Origin of the sequence: Acidithiobacillus sp., from assembly GCF_027322205.1 — a bacterium.
Classification (GTDB): Bacteria; Pseudomonadota; Gammaproteobacteria; order Acidithiobacillales; family Acidithiobacillaceae; genus Acidithiobacillus.
In genome coordinates, this window is sequence record NZ_DAHVHY010000004.1 from 22,539 (window position 1) to 43,674 (window position 21,136).

Annotated in this window: 18 protein-coding genes; 16 read left to right on the forward strand and 2 right to left on the reverse strand. The window is 57.4% G+C overall.

What is annotated here, in order from left to right; genetic code table 11:
• The first annotated feature begins 149 nt into the window (after positions 1-149).
• The 15 genes from M7F93_RS01475 (at position 150) to gatB (ending at position 17,998) form a co-directional block, all read left to right on the forward strand.
• Entirely contained in the window at positions 150-1,217 is a 1,068-nt protein-coding gene (locus M7F93_RS01475; protein ID WP_298167942.1) for a phytoene/squalene synthase family protein, read from the forward strand.
• Positions 1,214-3,145 (forward strand): squalene--hopene cyclase, encoded by a 1,932-nt coding sequence (gene shc, locus M7F93_RS01480; protein WP_298167945.1) that lies wholly within the window; start codon positions 1,214-1,216, stop codon positions 3,143-3,145. The genes M7F93_RS01475 and shc overlap by 4 nt, the downstream gene beginning before the upstream one ends.
• A complete protein-coding gene (locus tag M7F93_RS01485; protein WP_298167947.1) occupies positions 3,127-3,834 on the forward strand; it encodes a phosphorylase family protein in 708 nt (235 codons plus the stop codon). The genes shc and M7F93_RS01485 overlap by 19 nt, the downstream gene beginning before the upstream one ends.
• Positions 3,831-4,820, forward strand: coding sequence for a hopanoid-associated sugar epimerase (hpnA, locus tag M7F93_RS01490; RefSeq protein WP_298167950.1), 990 nt, complete (start codon positions 3,831-3,833; stop codon positions 4,818-4,820). The genes M7F93_RS01485 and hpnA overlap by 4 nt, the downstream gene beginning before the upstream one ends.
• Before the next feature lie 39 nt (positions 4,821-4,859).
• Positions 4,860-6,020, forward strand: coding sequence for a bacteriohopanetetrol glucosamine biosynthesis glycosyltransferase HpnI (gene hpnI, locus M7F93_RS01495; RefSeq protein WP_298167953.1), 1,161 nt, complete (start codon positions 4,860-4,862; stop codon positions 6,018-6,020).
• Positions 6,017-7,447 carry a hopanoid biosynthesis associated radical SAM protein HpnJ gene (hpnJ, locus tag M7F93_RS01500; RefSeq protein ID WP_298167958.1) on the forward strand — a complete coding sequence of 477 codons (1,431 nt, stop codon included), beginning with the start codon at positions 6,017-6,019 and terminating at the stop codon, positions 7,445-7,447. Before hpnI ends, hpnJ begins: the two co-directional genes overlap by 4 nt.
• Positions 7,401-8,324: a hopanoid biosynthesis-associated protein HpnK gene (gene hpnK / locus M7F93_RS01505; RefSeq protein WP_298167961.1), complete on the forward strand. Its 924-nt coding sequence runs from the start codon at positions 7,401-7,403 to the stop codon at positions 8,322-8,324. The genes hpnJ and hpnK overlap by 47 nt, the downstream gene beginning before the upstream one ends.
• Complete coding sequence (locus M7F93_RS01510) at positions 8,305-11,007, forward strand: MMPL family transporter (protein ID WP_298167964.1); 2,703 nt, start codon at positions 8,305-8,307, stop codon at positions 11,005-11,007. Before hpnK ends, M7F93_RS01510 begins: the two co-directional genes overlap by 20 nt.
• A 1-nt stretch (position 11,008) precedes the next feature.
• Positions 11,009-12,031 carry an HpnL family protein gene (locus M7F93_RS01515; protein WP_298167967.1) on the forward strand — a complete coding sequence of 341 codons (1,023 nt, stop codon included), beginning with the start codon at positions 11,009-11,011 and terminating at the stop codon, positions 12,029-12,031.
• A 139-nt stretch (positions 12,032-12,170) separates the two neighbouring features.
• Complete coding sequence (gene hpnH / locus M7F93_RS01520; RefSeq protein WP_298167969.1) at positions 12,171-13,274, forward strand: adenosyl-hopene transferase HpnH; 1,104 nt, start codon at positions 12,171-12,173, stop codon at positions 13,272-13,274.
• A 46-nt stretch (positions 13,275-13,320) separates the two neighbouring features.
• Positions 13,321-13,989, forward strand: coding sequence for an HpnM family protein (locus tag M7F93_RS01525; protein WP_298167972.1), 669 nt, complete (start codon positions 13,321-13,323; stop codon positions 13,987-13,989).
• Complete coding sequence (locus tag M7F93_RS01530) at positions 13,986-14,792, forward strand: MlaA family lipoprotein (RefSeq protein ID WP_298167975.1); 807 nt, start codon at positions 13,986-13,988, stop codon at positions 14,790-14,792. Before M7F93_RS01525 ends, M7F93_RS01530 begins: the two co-directional genes overlap by 4 nt.
• Positions 14,793-14,794: 2 nt before the next feature.
• On the forward strand, positions 14,795-15,082 hold the full coding sequence (gatC, locus tag M7F93_RS01535) for an Asp-tRNA(Asn)/Glu-tRNA(Gln) amidotransferase subunit GatC (RefSeq protein WP_298167978.1): 288 nt from the start codon (positions 14,795-14,797) through the stop codon (positions 15,080-15,082).
• 10 nt (positions 15,083-15,092) lie between these two features.
• On the forward strand, positions 15,093-16,565 hold the full coding sequence (gene gatA, locus M7F93_RS01540; RefSeq protein ID WP_298167981.1) for an Asp-tRNA(Asn)/Glu-tRNA(Gln) amidotransferase subunit GatA: 1,473 nt from the start codon (positions 15,093-15,095) through the stop codon (positions 16,563-16,565).
• Between the two features lie 2 nt (positions 16,566-16,567).
• Positions 16,568-17,998, forward strand: a complete 1,431-nt coding sequence (gatB, locus tag M7F93_RS01545) for an Asp-tRNA(Asn)/Glu-tRNA(Gln) amidotransferase subunit GatB (protein ID WP_298167983.1) — start codon at positions 16,568-16,570, stop codon at positions 17,996-17,998.
• A gap of 75 nt (positions 17,999-18,073) precedes the next feature.
• Here the strand turns inward: gatB and M7F93_RS01550 are convergent, their stop codons facing one another.
• Positions 18,074-18,568: an SCP2 sterol-binding domain-containing protein gene (locus tag M7F93_RS01550; protein WP_298167986.1), complete on the reverse strand. Its 495-nt coding sequence runs from the start codon at positions 18,566-18,568 to the stop codon at positions 18,074-18,076.
• Between the two features lie 675 nt (positions 18,569-19,243).
• Between M7F93_RS01550 and M7F93_RS01555 the strand changes: the two genes are divergently transcribed.
• A complete protein-coding gene (locus M7F93_RS01555; RefSeq protein ID WP_298167989.1) occupies positions 19,244-19,891 on the forward strand; it encodes a phospholipase D family nuclease in 648 nt (215 codons plus the stop codon).
• 6 nt (positions 19,892-19,897) lie between these two features.
• On the opposite strand, the gene moeA is transcribed toward M7F93_RS01555, so the two are convergent.
• On the reverse strand, positions 19,898-21,136 hold the full coding sequence (gene moeA / locus M7F93_RS01560; RefSeq protein WP_298167992.1) for a molybdopterin molybdotransferase MoeA: 1,239 nt from the start codon (positions 21,134-21,136) through the stop codon (positions 19,898-19,900).

Sequence of the window (21,136 nt, forward strand, 5' to 3'; positions counted from 1 at the left end):
AAGCCCGGATTGGGTGATGACAGTGCATCGTGTGCGTCTGCGCAGGATGGGGCCATGGGTCTGCAAGACTTGCAGAATGGGCCTGGGATCGTTACATTGCCGCCAGATGACAGGGTGTTTTGCACACCCGGATAAATAGAATAAGGAGTTTGGATGTCACCAGACAAGACCGCATGTTGACGGCAGCGCTGGCGCAGGCTTTGGCGTATCAGGCACAAAGTCTTCAGGCTGTTTCGCGGACTTTTGCCCTGACGATTCCTCAGTTGCCGGAAGCCTTGCGGGACGCGGTCGGTAATGGCTACCTGTTATGCCGAATTGCCGACACTATCGAAGACGATCCGGATTTGCCCTGGGAAAAAAAGGCCTACTGGCAGGCGGAGTTTCTCAAGGTGGTGGAGGGTGCGGGCGATGCCGCCGCTTTCGCCGCGGCATTTGGGGCGGCTCTGTCGGCAGCGATGCCGGAAGCCGAGCACGATCTGATTCGTCATACCCCTGAGGTCGTTGCCATTACCCACAGTTTCACTCCGACGCAGCAGTCTGCGCTGTCCCGCTGCGTGCGGATCATGGGTATGGGGATGGCGGAGTTTCAGCAGCACGCTTCGTTGCAGGGGCTTGCGGACATGGCGGCGATGGATCGCTACTGCTACGTAGTGGCGGGCGTCGTCGGCGAAATGCTCACCAGCCTTTTTGTGGACTATGAGCCGCGACTGGCGCCGCATGATGCGGAGATGCAGCAGCTTGCCGTGTCTTTTGGGCAGGGCTTGCAGATGACCAATATCCTCAAGGATATCTGGGATGACTGGCAGCGCGGTGTGAGTTGGATGCCACGCGCAGTGTTCCAGCGTCATGGTTGCGATATTGCCGCGGTGCAACCCGGCAGCCATGATCCGGCTTTTGCGGCGGGCCTCAGTGAACTGCTGGGTATTGCCGCCGGGCATTTGCAGAATGCGCTGCGTTATACGCTGCTGATTCCGGCCGAGCAGACGGGGATGCGCGATTTCTGTCTCTGGGCTATTGCCATGGCGGTGTTAACGCTGCGGCGGATCTCCGAAAACCCCGTTTTTGCTTCTGGGAGCGAAGTGAAAATCAGCCGGAGCACGGTGCATCGGGTGGTGTTCCTGTCGCGCCTGCTGCATCGCTCCGACATGCTCTTGCAACTGAGCTTCCGGGTGGGTGTCAAACCGCTATCGCTGTCTCCTGCCGCAGGGCGACCATGAATCGTATCCTGCAACCCATGCGCTACGGCGCGCGCATGTTTCGCACGCCGCTGGATCGGGTCATTGCTGAAGCGCGTACCGCCCTAAGCGGTCTGCAGGCGGAAGATGGCCACTGGTGCTTCGAGTTTGAAGCGGATTGCACCATCTCCGCCGAATATATTCTGATGCAGCACTACATGGACGAGCGCGATGGGGCTCTGGAGGCCAAGATCGCCGTCTATCTGCGCAATAAACAGGCGGATCACGGCGGCTGGCCCCTTTATTACGGAGGTCCTTTTGACCTGAGTGCTTCGGTAAAGGCTTATTACGCCCTCAAGCTGGCAGGGGATAATCCGGAGTTGCCGCATATGCGGCGCGCCCGTGAAGCCATCCTGGCGCATGGCGGGGCGGAACACGCCAATGTGTTCACGCGCATTACCCTGGCACTGTTTGCCCAGGTGCCGTGGCGGGCCGTGCCCTTTATTCCGGTGGAAATCATGCTGTTGCCGCGCTGGTTCCCCTTTGGTATTTACAAGGTGGCATCCTGGTCGCGCACGGTGATGGTGCCGCTGTTTATTTTGTGTAGCCTTAAGGCGCGGGCCAAGAATCCCTTGCAAGTACACATCCGCGAACTGTTCCGGCGGCCGCCGGAACAGATTGCGGACTACTTCAGCCATGCCCGGCAAGGCATTGTGGCGCATCTCTTTTTGTCTCTGGATCGATTTTGGCGGTTGATGGAAGACTGGATACCCCGGAGTATTCGGCGCCGTGCCCTGAAGAGGGCGGAGGCGTGGTTTATTGCGCGGATCAACGGGGAGGATGGCCTCAATGGCATTTTCCCGGCTATGGTGAACGCGCACGAGGCGTTGGAATTGCTCGGTTATTCATCCGACCATGTCTATCGCCAGCAAACGCGGGCAGCCCTGCGTAAATTGGTGGTGGAGCGGGCAACCGACGCCTACTGTCAGCCCTGTGTGTCACCGGTCTGGGACACCTGCCTCGCGCTCCATGCGTTGCTGGAGCAGGATGGTGAGGTGTCTCCGGCGGTGCAAAGCGGTATCCAATGGCTCAAGGACCGTCAAATTGGTGCCGAACCCGGCGATTGGCAGGAACAGCGGCCCAATTTGGCGGGCGGTGGTTGGGCCTTTCAATACGCTAACCCTTATTATCCGGATCTGGATGACACGGCAGCGGTGGGTTGGGCACTGGCGCGGGCTGGGCGTGCGGAAGATCGCGACAGTATCGAAAGGGCGGCGAACTGGTTGGCCGGCATGCAATCCAGTAACGGCGGGTTTGCGGCTTACGATGTGGATAATACGCACTATTACCTCAACGAAATTCCCTTTGCCGATCACAAGGCACTGCTGGACCCGCCGACAGCCGATGTCACCGGGCGGGTCGTGGCCTTTCTGGCACATCTGGCGCGACCACGGGATCGCGACATTTTGCGGCGTGCCGTGGCATACCTGTTGCGTGAACAGGAGTCATCGGGGGCTTGGTTCGGGCGCTGGGGGACCAATTACATCTACGGGACCTGGTCCGTGCTTATGGCGCTGGCTGAGCTGGATGATCCTTCTCTGAAGCCTGCCATGGAACGTGCAGCGTATTGGTTGCGCGCGGTACAACAGAGCGACGGCGGCTGGGGTGAAAACAATGACTCCTACGGCGATTCCGGGCTTGCCGGTATGGGTCAGACTTCTACTGCAGCGCAGACAGCCTGGGCCTGCCTCGGCCTGATGGCGGCGGGAGATCGGGATAGTACCGCCTTGCATCGTGGTATGGCCTGGTTGCAGATGCACCAGGAAGGGGATGGTTGCTGGCCGGACCTTTTCTTCAATGCGCCCGGATTCCCCAAAGTTTTTTACCTGATTTATCATGGCTACAGCTTGTATTTTCCGCTCTGGGCGCTAGCTCGTTACCGGAATTTGGGATGTATCGCCGGCGATTAGGGGTGGTGGTGGCCTTGGACGCGGAGGCGCAGGCTCTCCATGCCGGTGCCCTGCGCCATGATGTGGTGGTAGAGGTGAACGCGCAGCTCTTGCTGGTGGTCTCGGGCATGGGGCCGGAGCGGGCGATGGCGGCGGCGCGTACGCTGCTTGCTGCGGGTGTCGATGGGTTGGTCTCCTGGGGTACGGCGGGTGCCTTGCAGCTGGAACGGCAGCCGGGAGATTTGCTGTTGCCGGAAGTCGTGTTCTGGGCCAGCCAGACCTGGTCGGTGGATTTGGCATGGCGTACGATTCTGGTGCAATCCCTGTCCTTTCCCGCCTACGCTGGGGGGCTACTCTCGGTAGCTACTCCTTGCAGTTCGGTGGCGGCTAAAGCAGCCTACTTGTCGGATTATCCGTCAGCACAGGGGGTAGATATGGAAAGTGGTGCCATTGCTGCGGTTGCCGGTGCTGCAGGCAAGCCATTTGTGGTGATCCGCAGTATTGTGGATCCTGCGGATCAGTTCCTGCCAGACGCAGCCACGGGGGGGGTCGATGCGTACGGTGGTCTGCAGGCGCGCAAACTCATGCGCGGGTTATTGCGCCACCCTGCTGCGTGCGTTGATTTGATGCGTTTGGGCGCGCAGATGCAGAAGGCGCTGAAAACTTTACGCGCGGTTGCGCCGGGTCTGCAGGCGGGGAGGGTGGCATGAAGGCCTTGCTGACCGGTGCATCGGGTTTTGTGGGTGGTGCGGTGTTGCGCCGACTGCTGGCCGAGGGGCTGGAAGTGCGGGTGTTGCATCGTGCTGGTGCCGATCCGAGCAACTGGCAAGGACTGAACGTGGAGTTGGCGGTCGGTGACCTGACGGATGGCCTCACTCTGGATAACGCGGTCGCCGGTTGCCAGGCGGTCTTTCATGTGGCAGCGGATTACCGGATCTGGGTACCTGAGCCGCATGCCATGTACGCCGCCAATGTAGGGGGTAGCGAACGCCTGGTGCGCGCAGCGCTCAACGCGGGTGTCGAACGGATCGTCTATACCAGCAGTGTTGCCGTACTGGGCCATTATGCCGATGGCCGGGAGGCGGATGAAGAAGTGCCCTCTCATCTGAGCGAGATGATCGGTCATTATAAACGCTCCAAGTTTCTGGCGGAGGAGGCCCTGCGTACTCTGTGCCAGGATGAAGATGCCCCCATCGTCATCGTAAACCCCTCGATGCCCATAGGCCCGGCGGATCGCAAGCCGACCCCCACCGGGCGGATGGTGCGCGATGCCGCGGCGGGCCGTATGCCGGCCTATGTGGATACCGGTCTGAATGTGGTGCATGTCGATGATGTGGCCATGGGCCATTGGCAGGCGTTTACCGATGGTCGGGCGGGGGAGCGCTATATTCTCGGTGGCGATAATCTCCCGCTGGCGGCGATCCTCACCCGCATTGCCGGCCTCACCGGGCATCACTCGCCGTGGCTGCGTATTCCGCGGCGCCTGCTTTATCCCCTGGCCTGGGGCGCAGAGAACATGGTACGGCTGCGCGGTAAGGGGACGCCGCTGGTGACCGTCGATGAACTGCGTATGGCCGCGCACAAAATGTACTTTTCATCGGCCAAGGCGGAGCAGGTCTTGCATTATACCCATCGTCCTGCAGAGGAAGCGTTGCGGGATGCCGTACAATGGTTTGCTGAGTACCGCTATTTATAGCATGTCTGTCCATTTGCTCGGTGCGGGTTTGGGGAATTTGTGCTCTGGTGGCTAGGGGCTACGGCGGCGCTGCTTTCTCTGGTCGCCATCGCCTATTTGTTGCTGGCGCTCTGGGCGATGGGGCACTGGCATCCGTTGTTGCCGGAGCGCGATGCTGGCGCCACAGAAGAGGCCGTGTGCGACTGGCCCGGCATCAGTGTGCTCAAGCCCCTGTATGGCGATGCGGATTATCTTTACCCCGCGCTGCGCAGTTTTTGTAACCAGGACTACCCAATCTTTGAAATTGTTTTTGGCGTGCAGCGCCCGACCGATCCTGCTATTGCTGTGGTGCAACGTCTGCAAGCCGAATTTCCGGCCTTGTCCCTGCGCTGGGTGTGTTCAGAAGCGCACATCGGCAGTAATCCCAAGGTCAATAATCTGGCGGGCATCCTCGCCGCCTGTCGTTATGACAATCTGGTGATCAGCGACGCGGACATCGCTGTTGGCCCCCATTATTTGCGCCAGATTTGCGCGCCCCTGCAAAATGGGGATGTGGGGGTGGTCACTTGCCTCTATCGGGCGCGTCCGGTGGTGACATTCTGGTCGCAGGTGCTGGCCAGTCAGGTGAACAGTCTGTTTTTGCCTTCGGTGCTGGTGGCCGCGCGCCTGGGTCCCAATATCTTCTGTGGCGGGGCAACCATGGCCTTGCGTCGTGTCACCCTGGAGGCCTTTGGCGGACTGCCCCGGTTGGCGGATCATCTGGCGGATGATTACTGGCTCGGCGCCTATAGCCGTCAGCTGGGGCAACGTACCTGGCTGGCGAACTACGTGGTCGATACGATAGTACAAGAGGCCGGTTTTCGCGCGTTTTATCAGCATGCGTTGCGCTGGTCGCGCACCACTCGGGCGGTACAGCCACTGGGGTACAGTTTCTCTTTTTTGAGCTATCCGCTACCCTTGGTGCTGGTGCTGTCTCCCTGGATGGGCTTCTGGGGCGGGTTGCCGTTAGGTGTGGTTCTTGTCTTGCGCCTCGTGTACCATAGGCAGATTAAGCACAAACTCAGTGCAGACAGTTCTTTCGGAGTGGCCCTGCTGGGAGATTTCCTGGGCCTGTGGATTTGGTTTCATGCCCTTTTCGCGCGGCGAATTGCCTGGCGAGGGTCGCAATTTGCCATCGGCGCCGACGGGCGGATGGATGGCCATGACGGAGCAAAACAATGACGATGAAAACGCTTTTCTTGCAAGCCCCTTCTTTTGAAGGGTTTGACGGTGGCGCCGGTTCGCGCTATCAGGCCAAGCGGGAAATTCGCTCTTTCTGGTTCCCCACCTGGCTGGCCCAACCCGCCGCCATGATCCCCGGCAGTCGTTTGCTGGATGCCCCTCCAGGGGATGTCAGTGTCGAAGAGACCTTGCAGGTGGCGGCAGCGTATGAGTTGTGCATTATTCACACCAGCACCCCGTCTTTCCCTTCAGATGTACGCATGGCCGAGTTGCTCAAGGAGCACTACCCCAAAATGCTGATCGGTATGGTTGGCGCCAAGGTGGCGGTAGAGCCGGAAGAATCCCTGCAAGAGGCTTCCGCTGCTGTCGATTTTGTGGCCCGCGAAGAGTTCGACTATACCCTCAAGGAAATAGCGGAAGGGCGGCCCCTCAGTGAAGTGGACGGCATCACCTATCGCTCCAGCAATGGTCAGATCGTCCATAATCCCGATCGTGCCATGATTGAAGACATGGATGCCTTGCCCTTTGTCTCCGAAGTGTACAAGCGCGATCTACACATTGAAGACTATTTCATTGGCTATCTGAAGCACCCCTATATTTCTTTTTACACCGGGCGTGGTTGCCGCTCGCAGTGCACCTTCTGCCTCTGGCCGCAGACTGTTGGCGGACATCGCTATCGCACGCGCAGTGCCGCCAGCGTCATTGACGAGGTGCGCTACATCCAGAAGAACTTTCCGCAGGTTAAGGAAATCTTCTTCGACGATGACACCTTTACCGATGATCGCCCCCGCGCCGAAGAGATCGCCATCGGCCTTGGCAAGCTGGGGGTGACCTGGTCCTGTAATGCCAAGGCCAATGTGCCCTATGAGACCCTCAAGGTGCTCAAGGAAAACGGTTTGCGTTTGCTGCTGGTGGGTTATGAGTCGGGTGATCAGCAGATTCTCAATAATATCAAAAAGGGCATCAAAATCGAGGCAGCGCGTAAATTTACCGCCGATTGCCATAAGTTGGGGATTGTGATTCATGGTACCTTCATTCTCGGCCTGCCCGGTGAGACGAAGGAGACCATTCAAAAGACCATCGACTTCGCCAAGGAAATCAATCCCCATACCATTCAGGTCTCGCTGGCCGCGCCCTATCCGGGCACTTTCATGTACAATCAGGCCAAGCAGGAAGGCTGGCTGACAGACGAGGATGAAGCCCATCTGGTCAATGACCGTGGTGTGCAGATCAGCCCCATGAGCTACCCGCATCTTAATCATACGGAAATCTTTGATTCGGTAGAGATGATGTACAAGCGTTTCTATTTCCGCGCGGGTAAGATCGCCGAAATCACGGGCGAAATGCTCAAGAGCACCCAGATGATGAAACGGCGTCTGCGTGAGGGCGTCGAATTCGTTCGCTTCCTGCGGCAGCGTCACGGCTGAAGTGGGGCAGGTCGGCGGTCGGCGGGTCATCTTTAACGCCGACGACTTCGGCTTGGATCTGGCGGTGAATGAAGCAGTGGAGTCGGCACATCGTGATGGTGTGTTGACCACCGCCAGTCTTATGGTGGCAGCCCCAGCGGCTGAGGATGCAATTGCCCGTGCCCAAAAACTGCCGCAACTGGGCGTAGGTCTGCATCTTACACTGGTAGACGGTGCACCCCTGCTACCCCCGGAGCAAGTGCCTGATTTGATAGATGGGCAGGGGCGTTTTGCGGCTGATCTCTGGCGGCGCGGGCTGCGTTATTTCTTTCTGCCCCGGGTGAGAAAACAACTGGCGGCTGAGATTCACGCCCAATTTGTGGCTTTTGCGGCCACCGGTTTAGCACTGGATCACGCCAATGCCCACAAGCATCTGCATTTGCACCCCACGGTACTGACGCTGATGCTGGATGTTGGGGCGGAGTTTGGTTTGCGGGCGGTGCGCTTGCCTTGGGAACCTTTGCAGGCAGCGCGCTGTGGCGGTGCAAAGGGTTTGGCGCCTGCACTGTGGTCTTTTTTTCTATACCCCTGGCTGGCGCGCATGCGCCGCCAACTGGACCGTCGTCAGGTCATGCATAATGATCTGCTCTACGGTCTGGACGCCACGGGTCATATGGATGAAACGCGCCTGCTCCGAATGCTCCATTGCCTGCCCGCGACAGGAATTGCAGAAATCTATTTCCATCCGGCAACAACACAGACCTTTGCGCTGCATACCCTGATGCCGGAGTATGAGCAGCACGTCGAGTGGACGGCATTAATGAGTCCTCGGGTAAAAGATTATTTACGCAATCAAGATATCGTGAAGGGTACTTTTGGTGATTTTGCTGTCCGTTGATCGTTTTCTGCAGCGTGCTGGGATGCGTATCTCCCAGGCTTTGGTGGCTTTGGTGGATCTTGCGGTGCGGCGCGCTGTCTGGATGCTGGTGGCCATTGCCTCGGCTACGCTGCTCGCTCTGGTTTATGCGGTTGGCCATTTTTCCGTCGATACCGATACCAGCCATGCCTTATCTCGTGATCTGCCCTTTCAGCAGCGTGAAGTGGATTATCAAAAAGCCTTTCCTCAAGATAAAAACACCATTGTGGTCGTCCTGCAGGGTAAAAACCGGAATCTCACAGATGTGGCGGTCGACCGTTTGAGCGTCTGGCTGCGTGCCCGTCCCCAGTCTTTTCATGACGTGTATGTGCCCGGCGGCGGGGCTTTTTTTCAGCGCAACGGTTTACTCTACCTCTCCCCGAAAAAAGTACAGGATTTCGCCAACCGCATCACCGATGCCCAGCCGCTCATTGCCAGACTCTCTGCAGATCCCAGCCTGAACGGACTCAGTGACCTGTTAAGCATGGCGATCGATCAACGCTTGACCAATGGTGTCCATCTGTCGGGATTAACGGCCATTTTTTCTGCCATGGATCGGGCGCTCACCGCACAGATGCAAGGTAAGCCCTATGAAATCCTGTGGAGTGAACTTATGGGGGGCGACCTGGCCCAAGTGGGGCCAGCGCAACGCTTCATCATTATTCAGCCCGCTCTGAATTATCAGTCTCTGGAACCAGCCGCGGCGGCTATCCATACTTTGCGCTCTGGCCTCGCCTCGCTTAATCTGAACGCTGCACATGGGGTGGATGTTGGGGTGACCGGCGGCGCGGTACTGGATGCGGAACAATTGAAAACGGTGAGTCAGGGTGCGGCTGTTTCCATGGCACTGACGCTCAGTCTTGAAATTATTTTGCTGATCATTGCATTGCGCTCATTGCGTCTGGTCTCCGGGGTACTGATCGGGCTAATTGCGGGCATGATTTTAACCACCGCCTGGGCGCTGTTTTTTATTGGTCCCTTTAATCTTATTTCAGTAGCCTTTGCCATTCTTTTCATCGGGCTGGGCGTTGATTTTGGCATTCAGTTCTGCCTGCGCTACCGGGAAGAAATTTTTAACGGCGCACCCCACCGGCATGCCATGCAGCGGGTGACGCATGGCCTGGGTGGTGCCTTAAGTCTCGCCGCTGTTGCGGCTGCCTTCAGTTTTTATGCTTTTGTACCTACCAGCTATGCGGGTATTGTCGATCTTGGGCTGATTTCCGGCACCAGCATGCTCGTTGCCCTTTTTATGACACTCACCTTCCTGCCCGCGTTTTTGACCCTCTGGCCGATGGTGATTACCGGTACAAAGCCGACGTACTATCCGCACATGCACCATATTCCTACCTTGGTACGTCACCCTATCCACCGTTATGCCTACTATGTACTGGGTGGTGTGACCCTGCTGGCGCTGGCATCAGTGCCGCTGGCATTACGCACTTCCTTCGATTTTAATCCGTTGCACATGATCGACAGCCATGCCGAGGGAGTGCGCGTTTTTGAAAAACTCCTCGCTGATCCGCAGACAGCCCCTTATCGCATTGAAGTACTCTCGCCTAATCTTGCTGCGGCCCAGGCCCTTGCCCGGCGGGTGGAACAGTTGCCCACGGTGGCTCATGCTCTGACGGTTTCCAGCTATATCCCGGAACATCAAGCGGAGAAGTTGGCCATTTTGCAGAATCTGCAGATTCTGGTGCCGCCCTTTTCACTGTTGATGCCCGCCAGTTTGCGGCCACCGACGTCGGATACCAGCGCAAATCTCGCGGATCTGGTAACAAAATTGCGAAATCTCGCGCAAAAAGATGGTGAGAGCACACACGACGGACAGGCGGCTGCAGCGCTGGCTGGTCATCTGGAGCAGTTTTTGGCGAAGGACGGCACTGACCATAAAGCGATCGCGGATCTGCAAACACGGGTGATGGGGACTTTACCCGGTGAGTTGCGGCGACTCGGCATGGCCTTGTCGGCTGCCCCGGTGACTTTGCAGACTTTGCCGGAGTCCCTGCGGGATCGCTATATGGCAGCCTCTGGCCAGGCGCGGGTGGAGATTTTCCCTAAAGCCAATCTCGGTAAGAACCGGGCGATGGTAACTTTTGTGCAGAGCGTGCTGAAGGTGGAACCGAACGCCGTGGGGACGCCGGTGATGCTGGTTCAGGGCGGAGAGGCAGTGCTCGGGGCTTTTCAGGAGGCTACCTTTATTGCGCTGGTAGCCATCAGCTTACTGCTCCTCCTGGCTTTGCGCAGTTACCGGGATGTTCTGTTGATCATGATTCCGTTACTGCTGGCAGCATTGTTCACGGTGGCGGCCATGCGTTTGTTCGGGTTGAGCTTCAATCTGGGCAACATAATCGTTCTGCCGTTGCTTATCGGCCTCGGCGTGGCGTTTGCCATTTACATTGTGGTGCGTTGGCGCAATGGGGTGGATGTGGCGCATTTACTCGGCACATCCACGCCCATGGCGGTCTTTTTTAGCGGGCTCACGACCCTCAGCGCCTTTGGCAGTATGGCTGTTTCCCGCGATCCCGGCATGGCCAGCTTAGGTGAGACACTAAGCCTCGCGCTGGCCATTGTGCTGCTGTGCATTCTGATTATACTTCCGGCTTTGCTGCTGCTCCTAACCCCATCACCGCGCGAAGATGGTATCGCTCAGGATGAAGGTAGCTGATTTGTTAAAACGGACGGGCAATCTCATGTTTTTGGTGGTTGGCCTGCTCGGTCTGGGTTTGTCTGCCTTTCTGATCGTGCAGGCCGGTGTTTTCGACATTGTGAAATTATTGGCGGTAGCCGGCTGTGGTCTGTTCTGGCTGCTCCCCTTTCACCTGCTGCCGCAATCTCTGGATGTGCTGAGCTGGCAGTGGCTGCTGCGCGGTGAAGCGCGCGCCCGCTACTGGTTTTTACTTTGGGTCGCGCTGGTCCGCGAGGCGGTCAATGGTCTCCTGCCGGTGGCACGGGTGGGCGGTGATTTGCTCGGTGTACGTCTCTTGACTCGCTATGGCGTACCCGGCTATATCGCCGGGGCGAGTGTTATGGTCGAAGTCACTTTGACCTTATTGAGCCAGTTTGCTTTCACGCTGGCGGGGCTCATGGTGCTTAGTTACGAGGTAAGTGATCACCATCTGCAACTTGATGTGGTGTTTCTTTTGGCGCTGGTATTGCCGCTGCTGGTGGTCTTTGTCTGGATGCAGCGGCACTGGGGTTTATTCACTGTTTTACAGATGCTGATGAAAAAACTTCTGGGTGGTAAGGACCTGCTCGCGCTCATGGGCGATCCGCAATGTCTGGATGCCGAAATTCGCAGACTCTACGCCCGCCACTGGAGCCTGCTTCCGGCCAATTTCTGGCAACTGGCGAGTCTGTTGGCAGGCACCGCAGAGGTCTGGTTTACCTTCTGGCTGCTGCGGCATCCCATCCCTTTCTGGGCGGCGCTGCTCATGGAAAGCCTGGGGCAGGCACTGCGCAGCATGGCCTTTCTGGTGCCTGGAGGACTGGGGGTACAGGAGGGCGGTTTTATCCTTTTCGGCAGTGCTATCGGGGTGGGTCCCGACCTGGCGCTGGCCTTTTCGCTGGCACGGCGTTTCCGGGAAATCGTGCTGGGCATCCCAGTACTCTTGTCTTGGCAAGCATCAGAAGGCCATTATATACGTCTTCAGTGGCGGCAGAGGCATGGCAATGAGGAGAGCGTTTCATGATCGTCATGTCTTTGACTATGGGTTCCAATACCCTAAACATTTGTGACCTTGTCCCACATACGCTTTGGTATGTTATACTGGGCGCAGGTTGTTGTTCATTACTTACATGCTGCGTTGCAGCGATGCGGGGTATTTTATCATGGGCGTTCCTTTAATTCAGAGCTATCGGGTAGGACGCTACATCCTTGCGCAGAAATTGCGGGGGCGTAAGCGCTACCCATTAGTGCTGATGCTGGAGCCATTATTCCGCTGCAATCTTGCCTGTGCAGGGTGCGGCAAAATTGATTATCCCGATGAAACCCTCGACCAACGTCTCTCTGTGGAGGAGTGTATTGGCGCCGCTGAGGAATGTGGCGCGCCTATTGTTTCCATCGCCGGTGGCGAGCCGCTGATTCACAAGGATATGCCCGCCGTCGTGGAGGGCCTCGTCGAGCGTAAGCGCTTTGTCTATCTTTGCACCAACGCGCTACTCCTCAAAAAACGTATGGATGATTATCAACCGTCCCCATACCTGACCTTCTCGGTGCATCTGGATGGCAACGAACATCGTCATGATGATTCCGTGTGTCAGCCCGGCACTTATCAGCGTGCCGCAGCGGCGATCCGCGAAGCCGTAGCAAGAGGCTTCCGGGTCACGGTCAACTGCACCCTCTTCCAGGGAGAAGGTGCTGAAGAAGTGGCGAGCTTCCTGGATGATTGCAAGGCCCTGGGTGTCGAGGGTGTGACCATCTCGCCGGGGTTCAATTACGAGCGGGCACCGCAGCAGGAGGTATTTATCCAGCGGCGTGCCTCACGCCAGCTTTTTCGCGATATCTTCCGGATGGGTAAGGAGCGCAAGGCAAACTGGACATTCAATCAATCCAGCCTGTTTTTGGATTTTCTGGCAGGCAACCAGAATTATCAGTGCACGCCCTGGGGCAATCCCACCCGCAACATTTTTGGTTGGCAGAAGCCATGCTATCTGCTGGTCAGCGAGGGTTATGCGCAGACTTTCAATGAGTTGATGGAGACAACGCCGTGGGATAAATATGGCGTGGGAGTGAATGGAAAGTGTGACCAATGTCAGGTGCATTCCGGTTTTGAGCCGACAGCCGTCAATGATACCTTCACCCATCCGCTGCGAGCCTTGAAAGTGGCGCTGCGCGGTCCGCGCACGGAGGGGCCGATGGCGCCGGATATGCCAGTGTCGCCGCCTCCTCAGAGTCCCGGTCACCCGGTCTTCCCATTGCGCGTCGAACGTTGAGATGAATTTCGAGTCCTCATAAAATCGGAATGAATCCGGAGGAGTTATGCTGAATAAGTCTGTAATAATGCTGTTAACCTGTGCGGTGACGGGCATCACCCCGGCGCTCTCCGCAGCGGCGGTGACCGCGCCAGCGGCATCCATGTCTGCAACATCAGCGGATAAGACGATCCTTGCGAATACGCCGGAAGCAACCATCAATGCATTGGATGCTGCTCTCATCAAATCCATGCAGGGTGGCAGCCGGTTGGGTTACCGTGGTCGTTACCGCATTGTCGCCCCAGTGGTACAGACTGTTTTTGATTATCCGCGAATCGCCAGCCTGACACTGGGCGCCCTGTGGAATAAGCTTAATCCGGGACAGCAAAAAGAATTTGTCGAAGTGCTTGCCGATTACACCGCAGCCACTTATGCAGCGCGTTTCGACAGCTTCAATGGGGAACGTTTTGCTATCGTGAGCAGCGAAACTTTGCAGCACGGTACGGAAGGGATATTCAGTACCTTTACACAGCGCAATGGTAAGGTGCATCGCTTTGATTATATTCTCCAGAAACAGGGAGATCAGTGGCGTATCGTTAATGTCGTCGCGGATGGGGTCAGCGATCTCTCCCTGAAGCGGGCGGAGTATACCGAAACCGTGCAGAAAAAGGGTTTTGCCGCACTGATTGCACACCTGAAAGCGCAAATTGCCGGTTACGCCAAAGGGTCCCAATGAAGCGATCAGTTGCGTATTTGTCAGGGGTGACGCTGGCCTTTGGCGTGTTGACGTTATCGGGCTGTGCCACGGTAAATGGGCCTCAGAGTGCTGCAGGATCTTCCGCAGACCCCTTGGCGGTCATCAATAAGCCGATGTTTCATCTGAATATGGGTCTTTATGACTATGTGCTGGAGCCGGTAGCCACCGGGTACAAAGCCGTGACCCCGGATTTCGTCCGCGATGGGGTCAGCAATGTATTCTCCAATGTGGATATGCCCTATATTTTTATCAACGACTTCCTGCAGGGGCGTGGTCAGCAGGGCATGGAAGACCTCAGCCGATTCCTCGTCAATTCGGTATTTGGCCTGGGTGGACTCTTCGATGTGGCAAATGATCTGGATCTGCCCGAACATGACAATAGCCTGGGGGTCACGCTGGGTGTCTGGGGAGTGCCGCAGGGTCCCTATCTGGTTCTGCCATTTTACGGACCCAGCTCACTACGCAGCTTGCCTGGTCTGGCGATGACGATTTTTGTCGGACCAGCATACTATCTGACCAGTGCTCCGGCGCAGTACGCCCTGACTGGTATGGGAATTGTCAACACGGGCTATATCGATGGGCCTAAAATTCGTATGGTCCAGGATGCGGTTAATCCTTATGTGTTTATGCGTAATGCCTGGGAACAGCATGAGCAGTACCTGATTTCCGGTGGTGCCGTCAATAAAAACCAGTTGTTGGAGGGTCTGGAACTGCCGCCACCAGTGGTCGGCACGCCAGATCAAACCACTCAGAGTCACGAAAGCAAAAAAGGAAATCCATAATCATGGCCTTCGATCAGGATAGTGTGCGGCGCACGGCACATCTGGCCCGTATTGCGCTGCCGCCGACAGAAATACCCGCAGTGGCCGATCAGTTGGAACGTATCATGGAGCTGGTGGAAGAACTACGTGCGATTGGGACGACGGGTGTCCCAACCATGGCCCATCCCCTGGATCTGGATCAGCCCTTGCGTCCGGACACGGTCGGCAATCATGATCAGCGTGAGGTACTTATGGCCAGCGCCCCGGCGGCTGATCATGGGCTTTTTCTCGTCCCCAAAGTTATCGAGTAGGAGCCACATTTTGGAACTCCACGAATCCTCCCTGCGTGAACTCCGCCAGGGTTTGCAAGAGCGGGATTTTTCTTCCGTAGAATTGACTACGACGCTGCTGAAGCGGATCTCTGCCCTCAATCCGATGCTGAATGCCTTTGTCACGGTTACCGAGGGTGAAGCTCTCGCCGCCGCCGCGACGGCGGATGCGCGGCGTGCGGCCGGTGAGGATGGTCCCTTACTCGGCATTCCTCTGGCCCATAAGGACATCTTCTGCACCGCGGGAGTGCGTACCACGTGTGGTTCCAAGATGCTGGAGCGCTTTGTCGCGCCCTACAACGCCACTGTGGTCGAGCGGCTGGCGGCAGAGGGCGTGGTTATGCTGGGTAAGCTGAATATGGATGAATTCGCTATGGGTTCCTCCAACGAGAACAGTCATTTTGGTCCGGTGCGTAATCCCTGGCATACCGGTATGGTGCCCGGTGGCTCTTCCGGGGGCTCTGCTGCTGCAGTGGCGGCGGGTCTGGTCCCAGTGGCGACCGGCACGGATACCGGGGGTTCTATTCGCCAGCCAGCCGCCTTTTGTGGTATCACGGGCATCAAGCCGACTTATGGTCGGGTCTCCCGTTACGGCATGATCGCCTTTGCTTCCAGCCTGGATCAGGGCGGACCTATGGCGCGTAACGCCGAGGACTGTGCATTGTTGCTGAACGTGATGGCGGCCCATGATCCGCGCGATTCTACCAGTCATCCGGCCGCCGCCAGTGATTTTTTGCGCGGGCTGGATCGCCCTTTGCAAGGCTTGCGGGTGGGGGTTCCGGAGGAGTTTTTCGGTGCTGGTCTTGATCCAGAGGTGGCTGCCGCCGTGCAGGCGGGTATTGCGGAGCTCGCCCGGCAGGGCGCTGCGGTGCGGTCCATTCGCTTGCCGAATAATCCCCATGCGGTGAGCACGTACTATGTATTGGCCCCAGCCGAGGCCTCCAGCAATCTGGCGCGTTTTGACGGGGTGCGCTATACCCATCGGACGGCGAATCCTGCCGACTTGGCCGATTTGTATCAGCATAGCCGGTATGAGGGCTTTGGTGCGGAGGTGCGGCGACGTATTCTCGTGGGTACCTATGTACTTTCTGCAGGTTACTATGATGCCTATTATCGCAAGGCCCAGCAGGTGCGCGGCCTGATTCGTGAGGATTTCCGGCGAGCTTTTGCGGAAGTGGATGTGATCGTCGGACCGACCACGCCGACTCCGGCCTTTCCGCTGGGGGCCAAAAATGCGGATCCGGTAGCCATGTATCTGGCGGATATTTATACCATTGCGGTGAATCTGGCGGGTATTCCTGCGGCAAGCATTCCCTGTGGCTTCACGGCGGCCGGGTTGCCTATTGGCATGCAGTTGATGGGGGATTACTTCGCCGATGACCTCTTGCTTAATGTGGCGCATCGCTATCAACGGGAAACCCAATGGCATCGCACACATCCGTCCTTGCAGGCGGGGGAGGTTTGAGTATGGACTGGGAAGTTGTCATCGGTCTGGAAGTCCACGCTCAGCTCAATACCGCCACCAAAATATTTTGCGGTTGTCCGACCACTTTCGGAGCGGAGCCTAACACGCACACTTGCCCGGTCTGTCTGGCGATGCCCGGTGCTCTGCCGGTCCTCAATGCAGCAGCAGTAGATAAGGCTATTGCTCTGGGGTTGGCGATTGGCGCGGAGCTGAATCGGCGCAGTATTTTTGCTCGCAAAAACTACTTTTACCCCGATCTGCCCAAGGGCTATCAGATCAGCCAGTACGAGCTGCCCGTCGTCGGCAGGGGGTCGCTGACGGTGCAGTTGGCTGACGGGGTGGAAAAGGTTGTGGGTGTCACCCGTGCCCACCTTGAAGAAGACGCCGGTAAATCACTTCACGAGGCCTTTATCGGTCAGTCCGGCATCGACCTGAATCGTGCGGGCACACCGTTGTTGGAAATCGTGTCGGAGCCGGATATGCGGTCGTCGGTCGAGGCGGTGGCGTATCTCAAGAAACTGCATGCCCTGGTGCGTTATCTGGATATTTGCGATGGCAACATGCAGGAAGGCTCCTTCCGTTGTGACGCCAACGTCTCTCTGCGGCGGCCGGGTGCGGCATACGGGACCCGGGCAGAGATTAAGAATCTCAACTCCTTTCGTTTTCTGGAAAAGGCGATTGAATACGAGATCGTTCGCCAGCGCGATATTCTGGAGAGCGGTGGTCAAATTGTGCAGGAAACCCGTCTCTATGACGCCAATCGCGACGAAACCCGCTCCATGCGCAGCAAGGAAGAAGCCAACGACTACCGCTACTTTCCCGACCCCGACCTGCTACCGTTGGTGCTGGCCGAGTCGCGTATTGAACGGGTACGGGACACCCTTCCTGAGTTGCCTGATGCCAAGCGTGCCCGCTTTATGCGTCAGTACGCGCTAACGGCCTACGATGCGGGGGTGCTCACCGCCGGCCGTGTCCTGGCAGATTGCTACGAGCAGGTGGCCGCCGGTGTGGATGGTAAGCTGGCGGCGAACTGGGTCATGGGCGATCTGCTCGGCGCCCTCAACAAGGCGGGTATTGAGATTGAGGATTGCCCGGTGCCTGCAGAAAAACTGCGTCTGCTGGTTCAGCGAATCGAGGATCAGACGATCTCTGGAAAAATCGCCAAAGAAGTTTTTGAGGAGATTTTCTATCGTGGTGGCGAGGTGGACGCTATTATTGATAGTCGGGGTCTGCGGCAGATCACCGATGGGGCGGCTATTGCGGCGATGGTGGATACCATTGTGACGGCCAATCCACAACAGGCGGCCGATTTCCGCGCCGGAAAGGACAAACTGCTGGGTTTCTTTGTGGGTCAGGTGATGAAAGCCAGTCAGGGGAAAGCCAATCCTGATCAGGTAAACGCTATTTTGCTGGAGCGTTTGCAGAAAGGTTAGTGCAAGCGAGATCTGTTCATGTGAAAGGGGCACCCTGGAACCGCCAGAGTGCCCCTTTGTTGTTGAGTCAGCCGATCAGGAGACCGGAACTGTTGCCGGTACGTCCTTGACCAGTTTCAGAAAGGCGCTGAATGGACCCATGTTCTCCATGGCTTCCATTTTCGGACCCTTGAAATTCAAGTCGCCCCACATCATGGCCATCATGGGTGAACCCATGTGGTGCCAGTTATGGGTGGTAGCCCACATCTTGTAGTCGTAATTGTAGTTAAGTTTGGTGACTTTGATGGGGCCGCCATAGATGCATTCGGCTTTGCCCCCCTTCAGGGCGATTTCGAGTTGCACGGGCGGGGTGGTCTTCATGTTGGAGTCAGAAACCTCCATTACCTTGTAACCTTTGCCACCATTGTTTTTGGCCCAGGAACCGGCCAGCTTGTCGGTTAATGTTGGGCTGTTGTTCCAGGCAGTGCAGAGATTTTGCGCCCAGGCAGGGGACATAAAAGCCGGAGCAGTGGCGGGGGCCTGGGTAGTGCTGTTTGTTGCCGCAGAGGGGGCGCCGGCTGCCACAGCCATTGTCGACCCCGCCAAACCAAGCCCCAAGATGGTAGCTATTGTCATTTTTTTGAACATCGACCTCTCCTCCATATTGCATATTACTATCGCCGCGCTCCAAGATGAGCGCATAAGTAGTATAGCCTCTGGTGGGTGTTGCTGGTACCAAGGTATTTTTAATTGCTCGATAAATAAGCAGAAAATCATTATATAAGATTTTAGTGGGGGGGGTGTTGCCTCCATTCCCATCGGGCAGCACTTTCGTTAAACTACTGGGCCACGGAGGTGTGGCAGAGTGGTTGATTGCACCGGTCTTGTCCCCAAATCGAGCCCTTGCCGGGAAACGGGCAGGGTGGCAGGAATCAAATTCGGCGAAGCCCCTGGTATATCCGAGGTAACGCCGAGCCAAGCCGGGATTGTTCCGGAAGGTGTAGAGATCAGACGGTTCCCACCTACAGCCTCGCGGCCAGGGTGAAGGCATGATCCAGACTCCAAAAGGGTCCTTGTGGCCCTGTGGCGAAAACCATAGCGGGTAAGGAAAACCGGCAGGGGTTAACACCCCTCGTGAGTTCGAATCTCACCGCCTCCGCCATTAAATGACAGGGATCCCTGAATATTCAGGAGATTTTTTTGGCGATTCGGCCTCGTCTTGCTTCAGATCCTATCGAGCCAAGAGAATAATAAGCAGGAGCGTCCATGGGTGGTCTAAAGTGGTCAAGCATTGTGCCGGTTTGTGGACTGTTGCTGGCGTCTTTTGCCGCAGGGGCACAGGCCGATGTGCTTGGATCTGGCTGGCAATCGCTGAAAAGCTGGGGGCAAAATCAGTGGTCAGCGGCCACCGCCGCACTGCCGCACACGCCAGTAACGGTGCCGGCGCAAGGGACGATTGAAGTGGCTTTCTCGCCGCCGGGCGGGGCGACGGCGGCCATTGTGCAGGCGGTCGGCGAGGCGAAGCAACGGGTCTGGGTGCAAGCCTATAGTTTCACCAGCGCGCCGATTGCCAAGGCCGTGCTCAATGCCGCCAAAAGAGGCGTCGAGGTGAAGGTGGTGCTGGACAAGAGTCAGCGCACCCAGAAATATTCGGTGGCCGATTTTTTCGCTAACCAGGGTGTGTCCGTTTACATTGATGACCAGCACGCTATTGCCCATAACAAGGTGATGGTGATCGATTCGGGAACACTGATCATGGGCAGCTTTAATTTCAGTAAGGCGGCAGAGCAGGCCAACGCCGAAAATCTCCTGATATTTCGCGGAAGTCCTGCACTACAGCAGCTCTACGCTGACAACTTCCGCTTTCATCTCAGCCACTCGACGCCCTACACGGCGCGCCACGGCCTGGATTAGGCCAGCCTAGACGAGCCCTTCCAGCAACTGTACATCGACCAGACTGCCGGCCTTGGCATGCTCCGCTTCGGCCGCGAGAATGATCAGGCAGTCGGCATGGGCCAGTCCACTCATAATATGCGAGGCCTGCTGACCAATCCCCGTCACCTGTAGTCCAGTGGGGGTCTGCAGCAGCCGACCGCGCTGGAAATCGGTGCGTCCCCCCTTCTTCTTGAGATCTTCTGCCAAAGGAAGCCGTAGCAGCGGAGCGGTCCAGGGTGTCGTTTTGCCCATGCGCTTGAGGATGCTGGGACGTACGAACTGGTAAAACGTCACCACGGTGGCAACAGGGTTGCCGGGCAGACCAAAAAATATGGCATCGCCCAGTTGTCCGAAGGCCAGAGGACGCCCTGGTTTCATGTTTATTTTCCAGAAATTGATGGTGCCGAAGCGGCCGAGGAGTTCGGCGATGTAGTCGGCGTCGCCCACCGAGACGCCGCCGGTGCTGATCACCATATCGGCCATGGTTGCGGCGTTGTGCAGTGCCTGTTCGAGCTGCTCAGGATCGTCGGCGATACGGCCGAGATCGAGAATTTCACAGCCGAGGCGTTGCAGCATGCCGTGCAGGGCATAACGGTTACTGTCGTAGATTTGTCCTGGACCCAGCGCGCCGCCCAATGGGCGTAACTCATCGCCGGTAGAGAAAAATGCGACCCGCAGACGGCGATACACGGCGAGTTCAGCAACGCCCAGACTGGCGAGCAGCCCGATTTGGGCGGGACGCAGCCAGGTTCCGGCTTCAAGGGCCAGGGCTCCGGCCTGCAGGTCCTCACCGGACTGGCGGATATTCGCTCCCGTCCTGCTGATCGCCTGCGGAGTGACTTGATCAGCGTGGACTTCTGCCTGCTCTTGAACGAGTACGGCATCCGCGTCTTCCGGGACCACGGCGCCGGTCATAATACGTACACACTCGTCGGCACCGACATGCCCCTTGAAGGGATGCCCGGCAAAAGACTGGCCGATGATGCGTCGTACGGCATCGCCGTCCATGCTGCGCAGGGCGTAGCCATCCATGGCCGAATTGGACCAGGCAGGCACGTTGGCTGGGGCGTGAATGTTAGTGGCCAGTACCCGTCCCAGCGCATGGACGAGATGGATATTTTCGGTACCTTGCACCGGCAGGCTGGCCGCGAGGATGGCATCCCGTGCATCGGCGACGCTTTTAGCCAGGGAATCATGTTCGTTACCACCACAACAGTGAGCCAT